This window comes from Aquipseudomonas alcaligenes, from assembly GCF_003205495.1.
GTDB lineage: Bacteria > Pseudomonadota > Gammaproteobacteria > Pseudomonadales > Pseudomonadaceae > Aquipseudomonas > Aquipseudomonas alcaligenes_B.
The window spans coordinates 48,812-67,400 of record NZ_QJRX01000009.1 but is presented as its reverse complement, the minus strand read 5'-3'; the positions used below and the strand labels follow the sequence as shown (position 1 = coordinate 67,400).

The 18,589-nt window shown below is 66.2% G+C and carries 21 protein-coding genes and 4 tRNA genes; 7 read left to right on the top strand and 18 right to left on the bottom strand.

Translation table 11 applies throughout. The annotated features are described in order from the left end of the window. Positions 1-4: 4 nt before the first annotated feature. The 3 genes from DMO17_RS16805 to DMO17_RS16795 are packed head-to-tail and all read right to left on the bottom strand — an operon-like array spanning position 5 to position 2,222. Positions 5-1,258, bottom strand: coding sequence for an MFS transporter (locus DMO17_RS16805; protein ID WP_110683628.1), 1,254 nt, complete (start codon positions 1,256-1,258; stop codon positions 5-7). A 44-nt stretch (positions 1,259-1,302) separates the two neighbouring features. Beyond that, complete coding sequence (locus DMO17_RS16800) at positions 1,303-1,749, bottom strand: PaaI family thioesterase (RefSeq protein ID WP_110683627.1); 447 nt, start codon at positions 1,747-1,749, stop codon at positions 1,303-1,305. Next, on the bottom strand, positions 1,749-2,222 hold the full coding sequence (locus DMO17_RS16795; RefSeq protein WP_110683626.1) for a PaaI family thioesterase: 474 nt from the start codon (positions 2,220-2,222) through the stop codon (positions 1,749-1,751). The genes DMO17_RS16800 and DMO17_RS16795 overlap by 1 nt, the downstream gene beginning before the upstream one ends. A gap of 178 nt (positions 2,223-2,400) precedes the next feature. Between DMO17_RS16795 and DMO17_RS16790 the strand changes: the two genes are divergently transcribed. After that, on the top strand, positions 2,401-2,691 hold the full coding sequence (locus tag DMO17_RS16790) for a hypothetical protein (RefSeq protein WP_110683625.1): 291 nt from the start codon (positions 2,401-2,403) through the stop codon (positions 2,689-2,691). Between the two features lie 35 nt (positions 2,692-2,726). Here DMO17_RS16790 and DMO17_RS16785 read toward each other — a convergent pair whose 3' ends face one another. From DMO17_RS16785 to DMO17_RS16745, 9 genes are all read right to left on the bottom strand, one after another. Next, positions 2,727-3,122 (bottom strand): MAPEG family protein, encoded by a 396-nt coding sequence (locus DMO17_RS16785; protein WP_110683624.1) that lies wholly within the window; start codon positions 3,120-3,122, stop codon positions 2,727-2,729. Then, the gene (locus tag DMO17_RS16780; RefSeq protein WP_110683623.1) at positions 3,119-3,850 is read right to left on the bottom strand and encodes a DUF599 domain-containing protein; all 732 of its coding nucleotides are present in this window, start codon (positions 3,848-3,850) and stop codon (positions 3,119-3,121) included. The genes DMO17_RS16785 and DMO17_RS16780 overlap by 4 nt, the downstream gene beginning before the upstream one ends. A gap of 61 nt (positions 3,851-3,911) precedes the next feature. After that, positions 3,912-3,998: transfer RNA gene (locus tag DMO17_RS16775), tRNA-Leu, on the bottom strand. Between the two features lie 104 nt (positions 3,999-4,102). Next, positions 4,103-4,176 (bottom strand) — tRNA-Cys (locus tag DMO17_RS16770). Positions 4,177-4,219: 43 nt separating this feature from the next. Next, positions 4,220-4,295: transfer RNA gene (locus tag DMO17_RS16765), tRNA-Gly, on the bottom strand. Positions 4,296-4,361: 66 nt separating this feature from the next. After that, complete coding sequence (gene pgsA, locus DMO17_RS16760; RefSeq protein ID WP_110683622.1) at positions 4,362-4,922, bottom strand: CDP-diacylglycerol--glycerol-3-phosphate 3-phosphatidyltransferase; 561 nt, start codon at positions 4,920-4,922, stop codon at positions 4,362-4,364. Positions 4,923-4,955: 33 nt separating this feature from the next. After that, a complete protein-coding gene (gene uvrC / locus DMO17_RS16755) occupies positions 4,956-6,782 on the bottom strand; it encodes an excinuclease ABC subunit UvrC (RefSeq protein WP_110683621.1) in 1,827 nt (608 codons plus the stop codon). Positions 6,783-6,850: 68 nt separating this feature from the next. Then, entirely contained in the window at positions 6,851-7,495 is a 645-nt protein-coding gene (gacA, locus tag DMO17_RS16750; RefSeq protein ID WP_110683620.1) for a response regulator transcription factor GacA, read from the bottom strand. A gap of 120 nt (positions 7,496-7,615) precedes the next feature. Beyond that, positions 7,616-7,703, bottom strand: a tRNA-Ser gene (locus DMO17_RS16745). A gap of 122 nt (positions 7,704-7,825) precedes the next feature. On the opposite strand from DMO17_RS16745, the gene DMO17_RS16740 reads away from it, so the two are divergent. The 6 genes from DMO17_RS16740 to DMO17_RS16715 all read left to right on the top strand — a co-directional run bounded on the left by DMO17_RS16740 (position 7,826) and on the right by DMO17_RS16715 (position 10,938). Then, positions 7,826-8,494 (top strand): Bax inhibitor-1/YccA family protein, encoded by a 669-nt coding sequence (locus tag DMO17_RS16740; RefSeq protein WP_110683619.1) that lies wholly within the window; start codon positions 7,826-7,828, stop codon positions 8,492-8,494. A gap of 90 nt (positions 8,495-8,584) precedes the next feature. Then, the gene (gene tusD / locus DMO17_RS16735; protein ID WP_110683618.1) at positions 8,585-8,977 is read left to right on the top strand and encodes a sulfurtransferase complex subunit TusD; all 393 of its coding nucleotides are present in this window, start codon (positions 8,585-8,587) and stop codon (positions 8,975-8,977) included. Continuing rightward, positions 8,977-9,336 carry a sulfurtransferase complex subunit TusC gene (gene tusC, locus DMO17_RS16730; protein ID WP_110683617.1) on the top strand — a complete coding sequence of 120 codons (360 nt, stop codon included), beginning with the start codon at positions 8,977-8,979 and terminating at the stop codon, positions 9,334-9,336. The genes tusD and tusC overlap by 1 nt, the downstream gene beginning before the upstream one ends. Next, positions 9,336-9,635, top strand: coding sequence for a sulfurtransferase complex subunit TusB (gene tusB, locus DMO17_RS16725; RefSeq protein ID WP_110683616.1), 300 nt, complete (start codon positions 9,336-9,338; stop codon positions 9,633-9,635). Before tusC ends, tusB begins: the two co-directional genes overlap by 1 nt. Continuing rightward, positions 9,632-9,967, top strand: a complete 336-nt coding sequence (locus tag DMO17_RS16720) for a TusE/DsrC/DsvC family sulfur relay protein (RefSeq protein ID WP_110683615.1) — start codon at positions 9,632-9,634, stop codon at positions 9,965-9,967. Before tusB ends, DMO17_RS16720 begins: the two co-directional genes overlap by 4 nt. After that, a complete protein-coding gene (locus DMO17_RS16715; RefSeq protein WP_110683614.1) occupies positions 9,964-10,938 on the top strand; it encodes a glycosyl transferase family protein in 975 nt (324 codons plus the stop codon). The genes DMO17_RS16720 and DMO17_RS16715 overlap by 4 nt, the downstream gene beginning before the upstream one ends. A 3-nt stretch (positions 10,939-10,941) precedes the next feature. Here DMO17_RS16715 and cysG read toward each other — a convergent pair whose 3' ends face one another. From cysG to ftsK, 6 genes are all read right to left on the bottom strand, one after another. Beyond that, entirely contained in the window at positions 10,942-12,318 is a 1,377-nt protein-coding gene (cysG, locus tag DMO17_RS16710) for a siroheme synthase CysG (protein WP_110683613.1), read from the bottom strand. A gap of 71 nt (positions 12,319-12,389) precedes the next feature. Continuing rightward, positions 12,390-13,670 (bottom strand): serine--tRNA ligase, encoded by a 1,281-nt coding sequence (serS, locus tag DMO17_RS16705; RefSeq protein WP_110683612.1) that lies wholly within the window; start codon positions 13,668-13,670, stop codon positions 12,390-12,392. A 151-nt stretch (positions 13,671-13,821) separates the two neighbouring features. Then, entirely contained in the window at positions 13,822-14,193 is a 372-nt protein-coding gene (crcB, locus tag DMO17_RS16700) for a fluoride efflux transporter CrcB (protein WP_110683611.1), read from the bottom strand. Then, entirely contained in the window at positions 14,190-15,512 is a 1,323-nt protein-coding gene (locus DMO17_RS16695) for a replication-associated recombination protein A (RefSeq protein ID WP_110683610.1), read from the bottom strand. Before DMO17_RS16695 ends, crcB begins: the two co-directional genes overlap by 4 nt. A 17-nt stretch (positions 15,513-15,529) precedes the next feature. Next, positions 15,530-16,156 (bottom strand): outer membrane lipoprotein periplasmic chaperone LolA, encoded by a 627-nt coding sequence (lolA, locus tag DMO17_RS16690; protein ID WP_110683609.1) that lies wholly within the window; start codon positions 16,154-16,156, stop codon positions 15,530-15,532. Positions 16,157-16,171: 15 nt separating this feature from the next. Next, complete coding sequence (gene ftsK / locus DMO17_RS16685) at positions 16,172-18,577, bottom strand: DNA translocase FtsK (RefSeq protein ID WP_394335640.1); 2,406 nt, start codon at positions 18,575-18,577, stop codon at positions 16,172-16,174. Positions 18,578-18,589: the final 12 nt, after the last annotated feature.

Genomic DNA, 18,589 nt, shown 5'->3' with positions numbered 1-18,589 from the left:
CGAATCAGGGCTGCAACAGCTCGATGCGCTCGATCTCTTCCGGCTTGAAGCTGAAGCTGGCCTGGCCGGCGCCGCTGCCCAGCTGCTGGCTGAGGCGGATGCTGCCATCGCCGTCGAGACCGACGAAGCGCCCCTCCAGGGTGCCGCCGCTGGCCTTGCTCACACGCATCAGCAGTTGCCGGTACTGTTCCGGGTTGCGCTGCAGGCGTGCCAGGGAGAAACGCAGGCGGCGATCCAGGGGTGCCCGGGCGCTGGCCTGCGGGGCTTGTTCCGGCTCCTCGGCCTGGACCACCGTTTCGGCACGCGCCTCCTGGGCCGCCAGCTCGGGGTAGCGATCATCGCGCACCTGCCAGCCACGCGGGCCTTTCTCCAGCACCAGCGCCAGGCTCTGCTCGGCGCCGTTGATCCTGGCCTGCACCTGCAGCGGCAGCTCACTGGCCGGGAAGGTCACGTCCGGCAACTCGGCCAGCTGCACCAGGCGGGTGGCGAAGCGACGCTGCAGGTGGTCGTCGATGACCTTGGCCAGGGTCTCGCGGGAATCGAAGCGGGTATCGAGGCGACCGTCCCGGTAGCGCAGGCGGTCGGCGAACAGCTCCAGGCGCCCACTCAGGCTGGTCTTGAAGGACGGCGGCAGGACCAGGTGGAAGTCGCCCTGCAGCTTGTTCGGCGGCAGGGCCTGCAGGTCCAGGTGCAGGGTATAGCCCTGGCTCAGGCGACGTGCCTCCGGCAGGTCCTGCTCGGGCAGCAGCCAGCTGATCTCCACCTCCGGCAGCGCGCCCTCGTCTTCCGGCAGCACATCCAGCTGCACCGGGGCCTTCTGCGCCTGCGGCAGGCGGATGGTCACCTCGCGGCGGGCGAAGAAATCCTCGCCTTCGCGCAGGCTCAGCACGCCGTCGATCAGCTCGGCATACTGCGGCTTGAACGGTTGGCCGTTGAGCTCGCCATGCAGGCGGATATCCAGCTCGGCCGGGGCCTTGGGCGCCTCCTTGAGCCAACGCAGGCTGAGGATGGCCTCCAGGCGCGCGGCATCCCGGTTGGCCATCAGCACCATGCCCACCACCAGCGGGATGCAGCCCAGGGCCATGAGCACCACGGCCTGGCGCGCCATGCGCCAGTGGCGCAGCACGTAGACCAGGGTGAGCGGCGGTATCAGACTGCCCCAGCCCCACAGCAGGCTGGTGGAGAAGGCCCGCATCACCAGCCAGACCAGGCCGACGAGGATCAGCAGCAGGCCGCCGAGGATCAGCAACGCATCCATTGAGGATTCCTTGTTCTGTTCTTATGCTGCGCCCCGCCACTCACTCAGGGTTCGTCGACCTTGAAGTGGGCGCGTGCCGTGGCGATGGGCTCGCTCTGGCTGGTCTGCCAGGCCGTGATGGCGACGTTGGCCACCCGCCGGCCCTGGCGCCACACCTGGCACTGGGCGTAGGTGTCACGATAATGACCGGCGCGCAGGTAATCTATCGAGAAGTCGATGATTTTCGGCAAATGCGGGATGCCCATGAACATCAGCAGGTGCAGCATGGCCGCATGTTCCATGAAACCGGCGATGACCCCGCCGTGCAGCGCCGGCAGGATCGGGTTGCCGATGTTGTCCTTGCTCGCCGGCAGGCGGAACACCATGTCGTCGCCCAGGCGCAGGCACTCGATGCCGATCAGCTTGGCGTAGGGGATCAGGCTGATCAGCGCGTCGTAGTCGTTCTTCTCATGGGCCTGGCGCACCAGGGTATTGAGGTTGAGCGCGGCCATCAGGCACCTCCCTGGATATTGCGTTTGAGCTCCTTGTCGCCCTGGGCGCCCTTGCCCATGCGCATGAAGGCACCGACCACATGGGCGATCGGCTCGTCCGGGTTGTCCTGATAGGCATAGCCGCGGGTAAAGATGATGTTCTCGGTGACCCGGTAGCATTCGGCGAAGCCGAAGACGTCCTTGTGCGGCTGGGCCGGGCGCATGTAGTCGATGCGCAGGTCGAGGGTCGGGCAGATCTCGAACTCCGGCAGCACGCAGACGGTGGAGATGCCGCAGGTGGTGTCCATCAGGGTGGTGATGGCGCCGCCGTGGATCACCCCGGTTTCCGGATTGCCGATGATCTGGGTGCTGTACGGCAGGCGCAGGGTCAGGCCTGCGGGCTTGGCCTCGTGCACGCTAAGACCCAGCACCTGGCAATGGCGCAGGGCCGAAAGAAAGCGCTCGGCGCGCTCTAGAACAGGGTTATCGCTCATGACTGCAGTTCCCGGCGATGTTGCAAAAGGCGCGCATGATACCCCCTCGGCCGCCGCGCGACACAGCGCACGGGATGTGATGCGACGCACGCTTGGCCGGATGCGGCGGAACTTTGGCCGGTCCGTCGCCCTCCAATTGCCGGATTGAGGATAGTCCCGTCACCAAAGGAGAGACGACATGAGCAAACCCTTTACCTATGCCCTGCTGCTGGCCGCCATGCTGGGTCTGACCGCTTGCGAGCAGTCCTCGGAAGACAAGGTGGAATCGGCCAAGGAGAATGTCTCCGAGGCCATGGAGTCCCTCGGCGAAGCCGCCAAGGACACTGGCGAGGCCATCGAGCAGAAGACCAACGAAGCGCTGGGCAAGGAGCCCACCGTCGGCGAGAAGGTCGAGGAAGCCGCCGACGACGCGGCGGACGCCATCCAGGAAGCCGGCGACGAGGCCAAGGACGCGATCGACGCCCAGTGAGACCAGGAGGCCCGCAGATGCGGGCCTCCTGCCGTTCAGGCCAACGCCGGGCTGAGCATCAGCAGAAGGCTGCAGGCCAGCCCCACCACCCACACCAGGCTGCGCTGCCAGGCCAGATCGACCCAGTACAGCACCACATAGAGCACCCGGGCGAGCACGAACAGCAGCGCCGCCCCGTCCACCAGCGCCCCCTGGCTCTGGGTCACATGCGCCACCAGCACGCCGGCGGCGAACAGCGGGAAGGCCTCGAAACTGTTCTGATGCGCTGCCAGAGCGCGCGCACCAAAGCCCGTCAGGCGTGCCTGCTGGGCCCGCGGGTGGTGGTTGTCGTAGCGCCCGCCGCCCTCCTCGGCCATGGCCTTGGCCACCGGGATCTTGGCCAGAAAGATCAGTATCGCGCTGATGAACAGGCACCACAGTGGCAATGTCATGGGTTTTTCTCCTTGGTCGGCGTGCCGGTGGTCTGGGTATGGACCATCACTTTCAGGACATCGGAATGGAACTCGCGGTGATACAGCACCAGCACCACACCGGCGCTGAGCAGCATGAAGAACCAGGGGTGGATGAACCAGCCCAGGGTCGCCATGCCGAAGTAATAGGAACGCAAGCCCAGGTTGAACTGATTGACCGCCATCGAGATCACTCGCGCAGTGCGCACCGCATAGGCCTCGCGTTGCGGCTCGGACAGGCCGCGCTCGGCCACCAGCGGCGCCGAGCCGATCAGCACCGAGGCGAAGTTGTACTGGCGCATGCACCAGCTGAAGGTGAAGAAGGCATAGACGAACACCATCGCCAGGCAGATCAGCTTGAGCTCGGACAGCTCGCGACTGGCGGCCTGCACCAACGGCAGGTCCTGCAGCAGCGACACCGCTCGATCCGAAGCACCCAGCACGGTAAGCACACCGGCCAGGATGATCAGGGTACTGGAGGCGAAGAACGAGGCATTGCGCTCGAGGTTACCGATCACGCTGGCGTCGGCGATGCGGTTTTCCCGTAGCAGCATGCGGCGCATCCAGTCCTCGCGGTACAGATGCATCACACTGGCCAGGCAGGCCGTGTCGCGCCCCTTCCAGATCGCATAGCGGGCATAGCCCAGCCAGCACCCCAGGAACCACAGCGCCGCCAGCAGGTGCGGCAGGTAAGCCTTGTCGGAAAGCATGCGGACTCCTTGTGCCGTAGGCCCGATTATAGGAGGTCGCAAGGAGGGAAAGCTGTGCAGATGGTGCCCGAAGCCGGACTCGAACCGGCATGCCATTGCTGGCGAGGGATTTTAAGTCCCCTGCGTCTACCGATTTCGCCATTCGGGCGGTAGCGCGGTGAAGCGAGGGCTGGACTATATACAGCCCGCGCCAACCCGGCAAGGTAAAGAAAAAGCCCCGTAGATCAACGATCTACGGGGCTTTACTTGTAGTGGAGGCCGAGGTCGGAATCGAACCGGCGTACACGGATTTGCAATCCGCTGCATGACCACTCTGCCACCCGGCCTCAAACGAAGACGCCGCTTACCGCGGCGTCAACGTCAACAATCTGGAGCGGGAAACGAGACTCGAACTCGCGACCCCGACCTTGGCAAGGTCGTGCTCTACCAACTGAGCTATTCCCGCGTCTTGGTGACGGGCGCCATTCTATAGATTCGAAACGCCTCGTCAACCCCTTGATTCAAAAATACTTTATTTCTTCTCGGCATCGATGCTGAGGTGCGGCCAGGCAGCCAGCAGGTATTGCAGCATGGACCACAGGGTGAGTGCCGCCGCCACGATCAGCAGGACGTAACCGAGGCCGACCCAGACGGTCAGTTGCGGCGGATTACCCAGCAGGATGATCAGCGCCACCATCTGCGCGGCAGTCTTCCACTTGCCCAGATTGGACACGGCCACGTGCGCCCGCGCGCCCAGCTCGGCCATCCACTCGCGCAGCGCGGAAACCACGATCTCACGGCCGATGATGATCACCGCAGGCAGGCTCAGCCACAGGTTGGCGTGCTCCTCCACCAGCAGCACCAGCGCCACGGCCACCATCAGCTTGTCCGCCACCGGGTCGAGGAAGGCGCCGAACGGCGTGCTTTGCTCCCAGCGCCGGGCCAGGTAGCCGTCGAACCAGTCGGTCACTGCCGCCAGGGCGAACACCGCGCTGGCCGCCCAGTAGCTCCAGGCGAACGGCAGATAGAAGAACAGGATGAAGACCGGAATCAGGGCGACGCGCAGTACGGTGAGCAGGTTGGGGATGTTCATCGGGACCACTGGCCAGCGAGTTGAGCGCGCATTCTACTCGCTGTGCAAGGCGGCATAAATCGACTCGGCGAGCTTTTTGCTAATGCCCGGCGCCTTGGCGATCTCCTCGACGCTGGCGCGGTTGAGTTCCTGCAGCCCGCCGAAGTGCTTGAGCAGCTCGCGCCGGCGCTTGGGACCGATGCCGGCGACATCCTCCAGGCTCGAGGTGCGCCGCGCCTTGCCTCGTCGCGCGCGGTGCCCGGTGATGGCGAAGCGGTGCGCCTCGTCGCGGATCTGCTGGATCAGGTGCAGGGCCGGCGAGTCGCCGGGCAGGGTGAATTCGTGATCGGCATCGTTGAGATAGAGGGTTTCCAGGCCTGGCTTGCGGGTCACGCCCTTGGCCACGCCGAGCAGGATCAGCTCCGGCACCGCCAGCTCCTCCAGCACTTCGCATGCCATGGCCAGCTGGCCCTTGCCACCGTCCACCAGCAGCACGTCCGGCAGCTTGCCTTCGCCATCCTTGAGCTTGCCGAAGCGCCGGGTCAGCGCCTGGCGCATCGCCGCGTAGTCGTCGCCGGCGGTGACACCCTCGATGTTGTAGCGGCGGTAGTCGGACTTCAGCGGCCCCTCCGGACCGAACACCACGCAGGAGGCCACGGTGGCCTCGCCACTGGAGTGGCTGATGTCGTAGCACTCCAGGCGTTGCGGCGCCTCGTCCAGGTCCAGCGCCTCGGCCAGGGCCTCGAAGCGAGCGGCCACCTGCTTGCGATCGGCCAGGCGCGCGCCCAGCGCCTGTTCGGCATTGGTCACCGCCAGCTGCTGCCAGCGCGCCCGGGTACCGCGCACGCGGTGGCTGATGGTCAGCTCGCGCCCGCGAAGCTCGGCAATCGCGGCAGCCACCGTCGGCAGGTCCTCGTGAGTGACATTGACGATCAGCTCACCCGGCAGGTCGCGTTCGTGGCTGGACAGGTAGTACTGGGCAAGGAATGCGGACAGCACGGCGCCGCCCTCCTCCTCGATACCCACCTGCGGGAAGAAGTTCTTGCTGCCCAGCACTCGCCCGCCGCGCACGCCTATCAGGTGCACGCAGGCGCCACCCGGATTGACGATGGCGGCCACCACGTCGACGTCGCCGCTGCCGCCTTCCATGCTCTGCTGGTCCTGCACCCGGCGCAGCTGGGCGATCTGGTCGCGCAGCTCGGCGGCACGTTCGAACTCCAGGGCCTGCGCCGCCTTCTCCATCGCCGCGGACAGCTCGTCCGTCAGCGCACTGCTGCGCCCCTCGAGGAACATCACCGAATGGCGCACGTCCTCGGCGTACTCGGCCGGCTCCACCAGGCCGACGCAGGGCGCCTTGCAGCGCTTGATCTGGTACTGCAGGCAGGGCCGGGTGCGGTTCTTGAAGTAACTGTCCTCGCACTGGCGCACCAGGAAGGTCTTCTGCAGCAGCGCCAGGCTCTCGCGGATCGCGCCGGCACTGGGATAGGGGCCGAAGTAGCGCCCCTTCGCCGACTTGGCCCCGCGATGGATGCCCAGGCGCGGGAAGTCGCCATCGGACAGCAGCACGTAGGGGTAGGACTTATCGTCACGCAACAGGATGTTGTAGGGCGGGCGCCACTGCTTGATCAGCGTCTGCTCCAGCAGCAGCGCCTCGGTCTCGTTGGCCACGATCGTGGTCTCAACCTGGGCGATGCGCGCCACCAGGGCGGCGGTCTTGGGTGCCAGGCCGGTCTTGCGAAAGTAGCTGGCCAGGCGCTTCTTCAGGTTGGACGCCTTGCCGACGTAGAGCAGCCTGCCCGTCTCGTCGAGCATGCGGTACACACCGGGTCTGCCGCTGCAGGTGGCGAGGAAGGCGCTCGGATCGAAAGGCGTGGCGGTCATCGAAGTCGCAGACTGAAAAGACGAAGAGGACGCAGTTTACGTCCTCTTCACTGGCTTGCCTAAGACTCTCAGCTGACGGCGTCGACCATGCCGTGGCGCACGGCCAGCAGCGCCAGCTCCACATCGCTGTTGATCGACAGCTTCTCGTAGATGCGGTAGCGGTAGGTGTTCACCGTCTTCGGCGACAGGCACAGCTTGTCGGAGATGGTCTGTACCTTCTGGCAGTTGGCAATCATCAGGGCAATCTGGATCTCGCGCTCGGACAGCAGATCGAAGGGCGAACCGCCACTGTTCGGCTGGAAGGATTTCAGCGCCAGCTGCTGGGCGATCTGCGGGCTCAGGTAACGCTGGCCGGCGAAGGCCATGCGGATGGCCTGGACCATCTCCTCCAGCGCCGCGCCCTTGGTCAGGTAACCGGCGGCGCCGGCCTGCAGCAGGCGGGTGGGGAACAGGTCATCCTCGCAGGCGGTGACGGCGATCACCTTGAGGTCGGGATAGCTGCGCAGCAGCTTGCGGGTGGCTTCGAGACCGCCGATGCCAGGCATCTTGACGTCCATCAGGACCACATCGGGGTGTAGCTCGCGGACTTTCTTGAGGGCTTCCTCGCCGCAATCGGCCTGGCCGATGACCTGCAGGCCATCGATATCGGCCAACATGCGGGTAATGCCCGTTCGAACCAGATCGTGGTCGTCGACCACCAGCACCTTAATCAAGCGACACCTCGCTGCACACAACTGCCGCTACCCTGCAGTCAACGAACCTAGCTTGGCGCAATTCCGTCAGAAAGCAAACGTCAGAAAGCTGTGCTTGGCGGCTTACCAAGGTCGAGAAGATGGCGGAGGCGGTGAGATTCGAACTCACGGATAGTTGCCCATCGGCGGTTTTCAAGACCGCTGCCTTAAACCACTCGGCCACACCTCCGCATTCGCGGGCCGCCATACTACCGGAACGCAACACACTGTCAAACTCTGCCCATTGGCAGCCAGGGTCGCTCTGTTATGATCGGCTTGACCACGGATTTTCACCCCTTCAGGAGGGATGCCATGCACGAACAAGACTACGCACTCGCCCATGCGCAGGCGGACCAGTTGGAAGTCAGCAAGGTTCTGCGCAACACCTATGGCCTGCTGGCCATGACGCTCGTGTTCAGTGCGCTCTGCGCCTTCTTCAGCGCCCAGCTGAATCTGCCGCATCCAGGCTTCATCGTCACCCTGATCGGCTTCTACGGCCTGTTCTTCCTCACCGCCAAGCTGCGCAACAGCGGCTGGGGCCTGCTCAGCACCTTCGCCCTGACCGGCTTCATGGGCTACGTGCTGGGCCCGATCCTCAACCGCTACCTGGGCATGGCCAACGGTAGCGAAGTGATCACCAGCGCCCTGGGCATGACCGCCCTGGTGTTCTTCGGCCTGTCCGCCTACGTGCTGACCACCCGCAAGGACATGAGCTTCCTCGGCGGCTTCATCACCGCCGGCTGCTTCGTCCTGCTGGGCGCCATGCTGGTGGCCTGGCTGTTCGACATCAGCGGCCTGCACCTGGCCATCAGCGCCGGCTTCGTGCTGTTCGCCTCGGCCTGCATCCTCTACGAAACCAGCGCCATCATCCACGGCGGCGAACGCAACTACGTGATGGCCACCATCGGCCTGTACGTGTCGATCTACAACCTGTTCGTCAGCCTGCTGCAGCTGTTCGGCATCATGGGCAGCGACGACTGATTCGCCAAAGCCCTGAACGAGCCCGCTTCGGCGGGCTTTTTCATGCCCCGGCGTTTATCATGGCGCCATCGCAACAACCGCAGATCCACCATGAAGTTCGCCATCGCCCTGTTCGCCCCCGGCCATGCGCCCTCCTCGCGCCGCGCCCTGCGCTTCGCCCAGGCGGCGCTGGACGGCGGCCACGAGATCGTTCGCCTGTTCTTCTATCAGGATGGAGTGCACAGCGCTTCCGGCAATGTGGTGAGCCCGCAGGACGAACTCGACCTGCCAAGTGAATGGCGCGAATTCGTGCAGCAGCATCAGCTGGACGCCGTGGTCTGTATCGCCGCCGCGCTGCGCCGTGGGGTGCTCAATGAAGAGGAGGCACAGCGCTACGGCAAGCCGGCCGCCAACCTCGCTGCCCCCTGGGAGCTGTCCGGCCTCGGCCAACTGCACGAGGCGGCGCAAACCGCAGACCGCCTGCTCTGCTTCGGAGGTCAGTGATGGGCAAGTCGATGCTGATCATCAGCCGCCAGGCGCCCTGGGCCGGCCCCGCCGCCCGCGAGGCACTGGACATCGCTCTGGCCGGCGGCGCCTTCGACCTGCCGCTGGCCATGCTGTTCCTCGACGACGGCGTGTTCCAGCTGGTCGCCGGCCAGCAACCCGCTGCGCTGCAGCAGAAGGACCTGGCCGCCAACCTGCAGGCCCTGCCGCTGTTCGGCGTGGAGGACCTGTATGTCTCCGCCCGCAGCCTGAGCGAACGCGGCCTGGGTGAAGCGCAGCTGGCACTGCCGGCACAGGCGCTGGACGATGCCGCCCTGACCTTGCTGCTCGACCGTTTCGACCATGTGGTAACAATCTGATGGCGACCCTGCACCTGCTCTCCCATTCCCCCTTCAGCGACAGCCGCCTGAGCAGCTGCCTGCGCCTGCTCGGCCCCAACGATGGCCTGCTGCTGAGCGGCGATGCGGTCTACGCCCTGCAACCCGGCACCGCCCAGCTGCAGGCACTGGAGCTGATGCCTGCCGGCATCACCCTGTACGCACTGGAAGAGGACCTGCAGGCCCGCGCCCTGAGCGCCCCTGCCTGCGCCCAGGCCATCGACTACCCGACCTTCGTCGAACTCTGTGGCCGCTACGCCAAGGTCAACAGCTGGCTATGACAGCACTGCGCATCGACGGGCGCGAGATCGCCCTGGACAAGGACGGCTACCTGGTGGAGCTGGCCGACTGGTCGCCCGCCGCCGCCGAAGCCCTGGCTCAGCGGGAGGAGCTGGAACTGACCACCGAGCACTGGGAAATCCTCGAACTGCTGCGTGGCTTCTACGCCGAGTTCCAGCTGTCGCCGGCGACCCGTCCGCTGATCAAGTACGTCGCCCTCAAACTGGGCCCGGACAAGGGCAACAGCCTGCACCTCAACCGCCTGTTCAAGGGTACTCCCGCCAAACTCGCCGCCAAGTTGGCCGGCCTGCCGAAGCCCACGAACTGCCTATGAACCTCGTCACCCCGCCGGAACACCCCTTCGCCCAGTTCGTGCGCATCCTCGGCAAGGGCAAGCGCGGCGCGCGCAGCATGACCCGCGAGGAAGCCCGCGAGGCCATGAGCATGCTGCTCGACGGCAAGGTCGAGGACACCCAGCTGGGCGCCTTCCTCATGCTGCTGCGGCACAAGGAGGAAAGCGCCGAGGAGCTGGCCGGCTTCACCGAAGCGCTCCGCGCGCGCCTGCAGGCGCCGCCGATCGCCGTGGATGTCGACTGGCCCACCTATGCCGGCAAGAAGCGCCACCTGCCCTGGTACCTGCTGGCGATCAAGGCCCTGGCGGCCAGCGGCGTGCGCATCCTGATCCACGGCGGTGGCGCCCATACCGCCGGCCGCCTGTACAGCGAACAGCTGCTGCAGACGCTGGAGATTCCGCTGTGCGGCGACTGGAACGAGGTCGGCGAGGCACTGGATGAGCACCGCCTGGCCTTCATCCCGCTGGGCGCCTGGGCTCCGCAGCTGCAGCGGATGATCGATCTGCGCAACATCCTCGGCCTGCGCTCGCCGATCCACTCGCTGGCGCGTCTCCTCAACCCGCTGGGGGCGCGGGTCGGCCTGCAGAGCATCTTCCATCCCGGCTACCAGGCGGTGCACCGCGAGGCCAGCCGGCTGCTCGGCGATCACGCCATCGTGATCAAGGGCGAAGGCGGCGAGATCGAGGTCAACCCGGACGGTATCTGCCACCTGTACGGCACCGAGAACGGCGCGAACTGGGACGAGGAATGGCCGGCGCTGTCGGCGCAGCGCCACGTCAAGCCGGACAGCCTGGACCCGCAGCACCTGCTCGCCTTCTGGCGCGGCGAGGTGGAGGACAGCTACGGCCGCCTGGCCGTGCTCAGCACCCTGGCCCTGGCCCTGCGCGGCCTGGGCGAGCCGCGCGAAGCGGCGTTCGCCCGCGCCGAAGCGATCTGGCAGGCGCGCCGCTAGCTCTCAGCCCTTGTCGAACCAGGCCAGCTTCTCGCGCAGGGTCACTACCTCGCCGACGATGACCAGGGTCGGCGCATGCACCTCATGCTCGGCCACCAGCTGCGGCAGGTTGGCCAGGGTGCCGGTGAACACACGCTGATTCTGCGTGGTGCCCTGCTGCACCAGTGCCGCCGGGGTGTCGGCAGCCCGCCCGTGGTCGATCAGGGCCTGGCAGATCTGCGGCAGGCCGACCAGGCCCATGTAGAACACCAGGGTCTGCCCGGGCGCGACCAGATCGGTCCAGGGCAAGTCGGTGCTGCCGTCCTTGAGGTGGCCGGTGACGAAACGCACCGACTGGGCATGGTCGCGGTGGGTCAGCGGGATGCCGGCGTAGGCCGCGCAACCGGATGCCGCAGTGATGCCCGGCACCACCTGGAACGGAATGCCCTCGGCGGCCAGCTGCTCGATCTCCTCGCCACCACGACCGAAGATGAAGGGGTCGCCGCCTTTCAGGCGCAGCACGCGCTTGCCCTGCTTAGCCAGGTCGACCAGCAGCTGGTTGATCTCCTCCTGCGGCACCGCATGCTCGGCGCGGCGCTTGCCGACGTAGATGCGCTCGGCATCGCGGCGGCACAGCTCGATGATGGCCGGGGCCACCAGGCGGTCGTAAAGCACCACGTCGGCCTGCTGCATCAGGCGCAAAGCGCGGAAGGTCAGCAGGTCGGGGTCACCCGGGCCGGCGCCGACCAGGTACACCTCGCCCAGCGCACGCGGCGCGGCGCCGGCGATCTTGGCCTCAAGCAGGCGCTCGCCCTCACCCAGCTTGCCGGCGAACACGCTCTCGGCGATCTGCCCCTGGAACACGTCTTCCCAGAACACCCGGCGCTGCTGCACGTCGGGGAACAGCTGCTTGACCCGCTCGCGAAACTTCTTCGCCAGGCTGGCCAGCTGGCCATAGGTAGACGGGATCCAGGTCTCGATCTTGGCGCGGATCAGTCGCGCCAGTACCGGCGCGTCGCCGCCGCTGGTCACCGCAACGATCAGCGGCGAGCGGTCGACGATGGCCGGGAAGATCACGCTGCACAGTGCCGGCGCGTCCACCACATTGACCGGAATGCCCAGCGCCTGTGCCTCGGCCGAGATGCGCGCGTTGAGCGGCTCGTCATCAGTGGCGGCGATCACCAGCGCCACGCCCTGCAGGTCGGCGCTGTCATAGCCGCGCAGATGCACACGGCCTTCGCCGGCCAGCGCGGTGAGCTCGCCTCGCACCTCCGGCGCCACCACACGCAACTGGCCGCCGGCGTCGCTCAGCAGGCGCGCCTTGCGCAGCGCGACCTCGCCGCCGCCGACGACCAGTACGACACGACCTTGCAGTTTGTGGAACAGCGGAAGGAAATCCATGACTCAGCCTCTCCCGAGGTAAAAAAACGGGGTGGCCATCGCCACCCCGCCATTGTGCATGTGCTATCGGCTTAGCCGATCACCTCGATGCCGCCCATGTAGGGCTTGAGCACTTCCGGCACGCGGATGCTGCCGTCGGCCTGCTGGTAGTTTTCCAGCACCGCCACCAGGGTGCGGCCCACCGCCAGGCCGGAGCCGTTGAGGGTGTGCACCAGCTCCGGCTTGCCGGTTTCCGGGTTGCGGTAGCGCGCCTGCATGCGGCGGGCCTGGAAGTCGCCGCAGTTGGAGCAGGAGGAAATCTCGCGGTACTTGTCCTGGCTCGGCACCCAGACTTCCAGGTCGTAGGTCTTCACCGCGGAGAAGCCCATGTCGCCGGTGCACAGGGCCAGCTTGCGGTACGGCAACTCGAGCAGCTGCAACACGCGCTCGGCGTTGGCGGTCATGCCTTCCAGCGCCTCGAAAGACTTGCTCGGCTCGACGATCTGCACCATCTCGACCTTGTCGAACTGGTGCTGGCGGATCATGCCACGGGTGTCACGCCCGGAGGCGCCCGCCTCGCTGCGGAAGCACGGGGTATGTGCGACGAACTTCAGCGGCAGCTGCTTGGCGTCGAGGATTTCGCCGGAGACGATGTTGGTCAGCGACACCTCGGCGGTCGGGATCAGGTAGAAGTCCGCCTCGCCCTCGCGGCTGATCTTGAACAGGTCTTCCTCGAACTTCGGCAGCTGGCCGGTGCCCTGCAGCGCCGGAGCCTGCACCAGGTAGGGGGTGTAGGCTTCTTCATAGCCGTGCTCGCCGGTGTGCAGGTTGATCATGAACTGCGCGAGGGCGCGGTGCAGGCGGGCGATGGGGCCGCGCAGCAGGGCGAAACGCGCACCGGAGAGCTTGGCGGCGGTCTCGAAGTCCAGCCAGCCGTGCTGCTCACCCAGGGCGACGTGATCCTTGATCGCGAAGTCGAAGCTGCGCGGAGTCCCCCAGCGCGCCACCTCGACGTTGCCGTCTTCATCCTCGCCCACCGGCACCGACTCGTGCGGCAGGTTGGGGATGTTCAGCAGCAGGTTGTCCAGCTCGGTCTGGATGGCGTCCAGCTCGCGCTTGCCAGCATCCAGGTCGCTGCCCATCTGGTCGACTTCTGCCAGCAGCGGAGCGATGTCCTCGCCACGCGCCTTGGCCTGGCCGATGGCCTTGGAGCGACTGTTGCGCTCGGCCTGCAGCTGTTCGGTGCGCATCTGCACCGCCTTGCGCTGGGCTTCGAGGGCTTCGAAGCGCGCGACGTCCAGCTGGAAGCCACGAGTGGCGAGGCGCGCCGCGACTTCTTCGAGCTGGCTGCGAACGAGTTTGGAATCGAGCATGGTGTAGGTCCCAACAAGCAGATGAACGCCGACGCTGAGTCGGTCTTGAATGTGGCGAAGTTTACGGACTTCGGCGCGCCAAGCCGAGCCCTTTTGCCCGTAACCGACTCAGTAGCTCACATGCCTGGGCCGACGAAGCGCAGGCGCTAGTTCAGCGCACCAGCAGCATCCCGCCCCAGGCCGCCAGCAAACCACCGAGCAGACTGCTCAGCAGATAGGCGATGGCCACGCCCGGCTGGCCGTTCTCGAACAGCCGCAGCACTTCCAGGCTGAAGCTGGAGAAGGTGGTCAACCCGCCGAGCACGCCCGTGATCAGTCCGGTGCGCAGTGCCAAGGGCAGGTCGGTCCGGGCCAGGAACAGCGCCGAGAGAAGACCAATCAGAAAGCAGCCGACCAGGTTCACCGCCAGGGTCGCCAGGTAGTAATGCCGCGGCCAGTGCGCGACCACCCAGGCGCTGGTGAGGAAACGCAGTACGGAGCCGGCGGCACCGCCGGCGGCCACGGCCAGTACGACCTGCATCATGGGCGACGTCTCCTCGGGCTCTGCCGGTCCAGCTGGGCCAGGCGCTCGAGCTTTTCGCGAATCTTCAGTTCCAGCCCGCGCGGCACCGGTTCGTAGTAGCGCCGCGGCTGCAGTTCCCCGGGGAAATAGTCCTCACCGGCGGCATAGGCGTCCGGCTCGTCGTGGGCGTAGCGGTACTCTTCGCCGTAGCCCAGCTCCTTCATCAGCCTGGTCGGTGCGTTGCGCAGGTGCAGCGGCACTTCCAGCGAACCGTGCTCGGCCGCCTCGCGCATGGCCGCCTTGAAGCCCATGTACACCGCATTGCTCTTCGGCGCACAGGCCAGGTAGACGATGGCCTGTGCCACCGCCAGCTCACCCTCGGGACTGCCGAGGCGCTCCTGCACATCCCAGGCGTTGAGGCAGAGGGTCAGGGCCCGCGGATCGGCGTTGCCGATGTCCTCGCTGGCCATGCGCACCACGCGCCGGGCCAGGTACAGCGGGTCGCAGCCGCCGTCGAGCATGCGCGCATACCAGTACAGGGCGGCGTCCGGGTTGGAGCCGCGCACCGATTTGTGCAGCGCGGAAATCTGGTCGTAGAAGGCCTCGCCACCCTTGTCGAAACGCCGGCGGCTGTCGCCCAGCAGGTTGTGCAGCAGCTCCGGGCCCATCTCGCCGCCGTCTTCGGCCAGGTCGGCGGCATTCTCCAGCAGGTTGAGCAGGCGCCGGCCATCGCCATCGGCGGCGGCCAGGAGAATCTGGAAGCTCTCCTCGGGCAGCGCCAGGTTGCGCTTGCCCAGGCCCTTTTCCTCCCCCAGCGCGCGCGCCACCAGCTTGCGCATGGCCGCCTCGTCCAGGCTCTTCAGCACATACACGCGGGCGCGGGACAGCAGCGCATTGTTCAGCTCGAAGGACGGATTCTCGGTGGTGGCGCCGATGAAGATCAGCGTGCCGTCTTCGACATAAGGCAGGAAGGCGTCCTGCTGGCTCTTGTTGAAGCGGTGCACCTCGTCGACGAAGAGGATGGTGCGCCGGCCGTACTGGGCGGCCTGCTGCTTGGCCACCTCGACTGCCTGGCGGATTTCCTTGACCCCGGACAGCACGGCGGAAATCGTCTCGAAGTGCGCGTCGGACACCTGCGCCAGCAGCCTGGCCAGGGTGGTCTTGCCGACCCCGGGCGGCCCCCAGAAGATCATCGAGTGCAGGGCGCCCTGCTCCAGCGCCTCGCGCAGCGGCTTGCCCTGGCCTAGAACGTGCTCCTGTCCGACATACTCGTCCAGGCTGGTGGCGCGCAGGCGCGCGGCCAGGGGCTGGGCGACGGGGGTGGAGCGGAACAGGTCCACGGCGGTGAGCGGCCTCGTTATTCCTGGATGACGTCGGCGCCCTCGGGCACCTGGAAGTCGAACAGACCGGCATCCAGTTTCTCGTTCATCTTCACGCCGAGGAACAGGATGTTGGTGCGCTGGCCGATGCTGTCGATCAGCTGCATGTCGTTGATCATGCCCTTGCGGAAGGACAGGCGCAGGTTGTCGAACAGGCTGTCCTTGGCCTTGGGCTTGAGGATGAAATCGACCACGTCGCCACCTTCCTTGAAGGTGATGTCGAAGTTCTCGCGGATCTTCGACACATCGCCGGACAGCAGCAGCGCCGGGGTGTGGGTCAGGCGCTGATCGAGGGTCTGCACGGTGACCTGCATCAGGTCCGGATCGTACAGCCAGACCTTCTGCCCGTTGGATACCAGCAGCTGCTCCTGCGGTGCGTCGGTGTGCCAGCGGAACAGGCCCGGGCGCTGCAGCGCCAGCTGGCCGGAAGTCTCCTGCAACTGGGTACCGGAACCGTCCAGGGTCAGCTGGGAGAAGCGCCCGCTCAGGGTCTGGGCCTGATCGAGCAGACCGGTCAGGCGCTTGACCGCGGCCTCGTCGTCGGCATGGGCAAATACGGGGCTGCAGGCCAGTGCGGCCAGCAGCAGCATGCGGATCAGGCGCATGGAAATCCTCTCAATTCAGTCGCGGGACGGCCCCGGCGCTATGACTTCGCGCGAGCCGTTGGTGTTCATCGGGGTCACCACGCCGGCCATTTCCATGGCCTCGATCATGCGCGCGGCGCGGTTGTAGCCAATCTTCAGCTTGCGCTGCACGGCGGAGATGGAGGCGCGGCGGCTCTCCAGGACGAAGGCGACGGCCTCGTCATACAGCGGGTCTTCCTCGCTGCCCTCGCCACCTTCGCCACCGCCGCCGCCCTCGAAGCCGCTGCCGGCCTCTTCGACGCCGGCCAGGATGTCCTCGATGTAGTCCGGCGCGCCGCGCTGCTTCCAGGCCTCGACCACACGGTGTACTTCATCGTCGGAGACGAAAGCACCGTGTACGCGAATCGGCAGGCCGGTGCCGGGCGGCAGGTAGAGCATGTCGCCGTGGCCCAGCAGCTGCTCGGCGCCACCCTGGTCGAGGATGGTGCGCGAGTCGATCTTGCTGGAGACCTGGAACGCCATGCGGGTCGGGATGTTGGCCTTGATCAGGCCGGTGATCACGTCCACCGACGGGCGCTGGGTGGCGAGAATCAGGTGGATGCCGGCTGCACGCGCCTTCTGCGCGATACGGGCGATCAGCTCTTCGACCTTCTTGCCGACGATCATCATCATGTCGGCGAATTCGTCGACGATTACCACGATGGTCGGCAGGGTCTTCAGGTACGGCGGCTCGTCGTCCATCGACTCGCGCTTGTATAGCGGGTCGTGCAGCGGCGTGCCGGCTTCCTCGGCATCCTTCACCTTGCGGTTGAAACCGGCCAGGTTGCGCACGCCCATGGCCGCCATCAGCTTGTAGCGGCGCTCCATCTCGGCCACCGACCAGCGCAGGGCGTTGGCGGCTTCCTTCATGTCGGTCACCACCGGGCACAGCAGGTGCGGGATGCCTTCGTAGATGGACAGTTCGAGCATCTTCGGGTCGATCATGATCATCCGCGCCTCTTCCGGCGTGGACTTGAACAGGATCGACAGGATCATGGCGTTGACCCCCACCGACTTACCGGAACCAGTGGTACCGGCCACCAGCAGGTGCGGCATCTTGGCCAGGTCGGTGATGATCGGCTTGCCGCCGATGTCGTGGCCCAGGGCCAGGGTCACCGGCGACTTGGCGTCGTCGTACTCGCTGGACGACAGCACTTCGGAGAAGCGTACGATCTGCCGGTCCTCGTTGGGAATCTCGATGCCGACGGTGGTCTTGCCCGGGATGACCTCCACCACCCGCACGCTGATCACCGCCAGCGAACGCGCCAGGTCCTTGGCCAGGTTGGAGATGCGGCTGACCTTGACGCCCACGCCCGGCTGGATCTCGAAGCGGGTGATCACCGGCCCCGGATGCACGGACTCCACCACCACCTCGACGCCAAACTCCTTGAGCTTGATTTCCAGCAGGCGCGACATGGCTTCCAGCGACTCGGGCGAGAAGCTCTTCTGCTTCTTCTCGGCCACGTCGAGGATGGAAATCGGCGGCAGGGTGCCGGCCACGGCGGCATCCTCGAACAGCGGCACCTGCTTTTCCTTGAGCACGCGCTTGCTCGGCTCGGCGGCCTTGGGCGGCGGTGGCGGCGCGATCACCGGGGCGACGCGGGTCTCGCGCTCCACCATGTGCTTGCTCAGCGACTCCTCGCGGGCGATCAAGCGCTCCTTGACCTTGGCCTGCTCGCGACGGTCGCTCACCACGGGGGCGGCCACCTCGCTGACGCGCTCGTCGACTTCCCGCAACTGGGCCACCAGTTGCTTGCGCTGCAGGCGGGCCTCCCACCAACGGGTGATCAGGCTGTTCACCAGCTCGATCAGGTCGAGGGTGATCTTGCCGGTCAAGTCCATCACTTTGAACCAGGACAGGTCGGTGAATACGGTCAGGCCGAACAGGAACAGGGCCAGGAACAGCAGGGTGCTGCCCTGCACGTTGAGAGCGTTGATCGCCAGCTGGCCGAGGCTCTCGCCCAGCGCACCACCGGCGGAGGCCGGCATGCCGGCCGCGGAATGAAAATGGATATAGGCCAGGCCGGCGCCGGCCAGGACCAGGAACACCAGGCCGATCAGCCGCCAGGAGAACAGCCAGCCGCTCCACTGCCAGGGCTGGTGGCGGTTGCGGAACACCTGCCAGGTCTTCACCCCGAGCAGCAGCGGGAACAGATAGGCGAAATAGCCCAGGGCCATGAACAGGATGTCGGCGAACCAGGCGCCGGCGCGACCGGCGGCGTTCTGCACCTGCTGGGTACTGCTGGTATGGCTCCAGCCCGGATCGTTCTGGTCGTAGGTCAGCAGGGCCATCCACAGGATCAGGCAGAGCGCGCCGAGCGCGATCAGGGCACCTTCCTTGAGGCGGTAATGCAATTGCTGACGCCAGGCCGGAACCTGGGCTGCTGTACTGGAATTCTTCAAAACGCTGCCGTT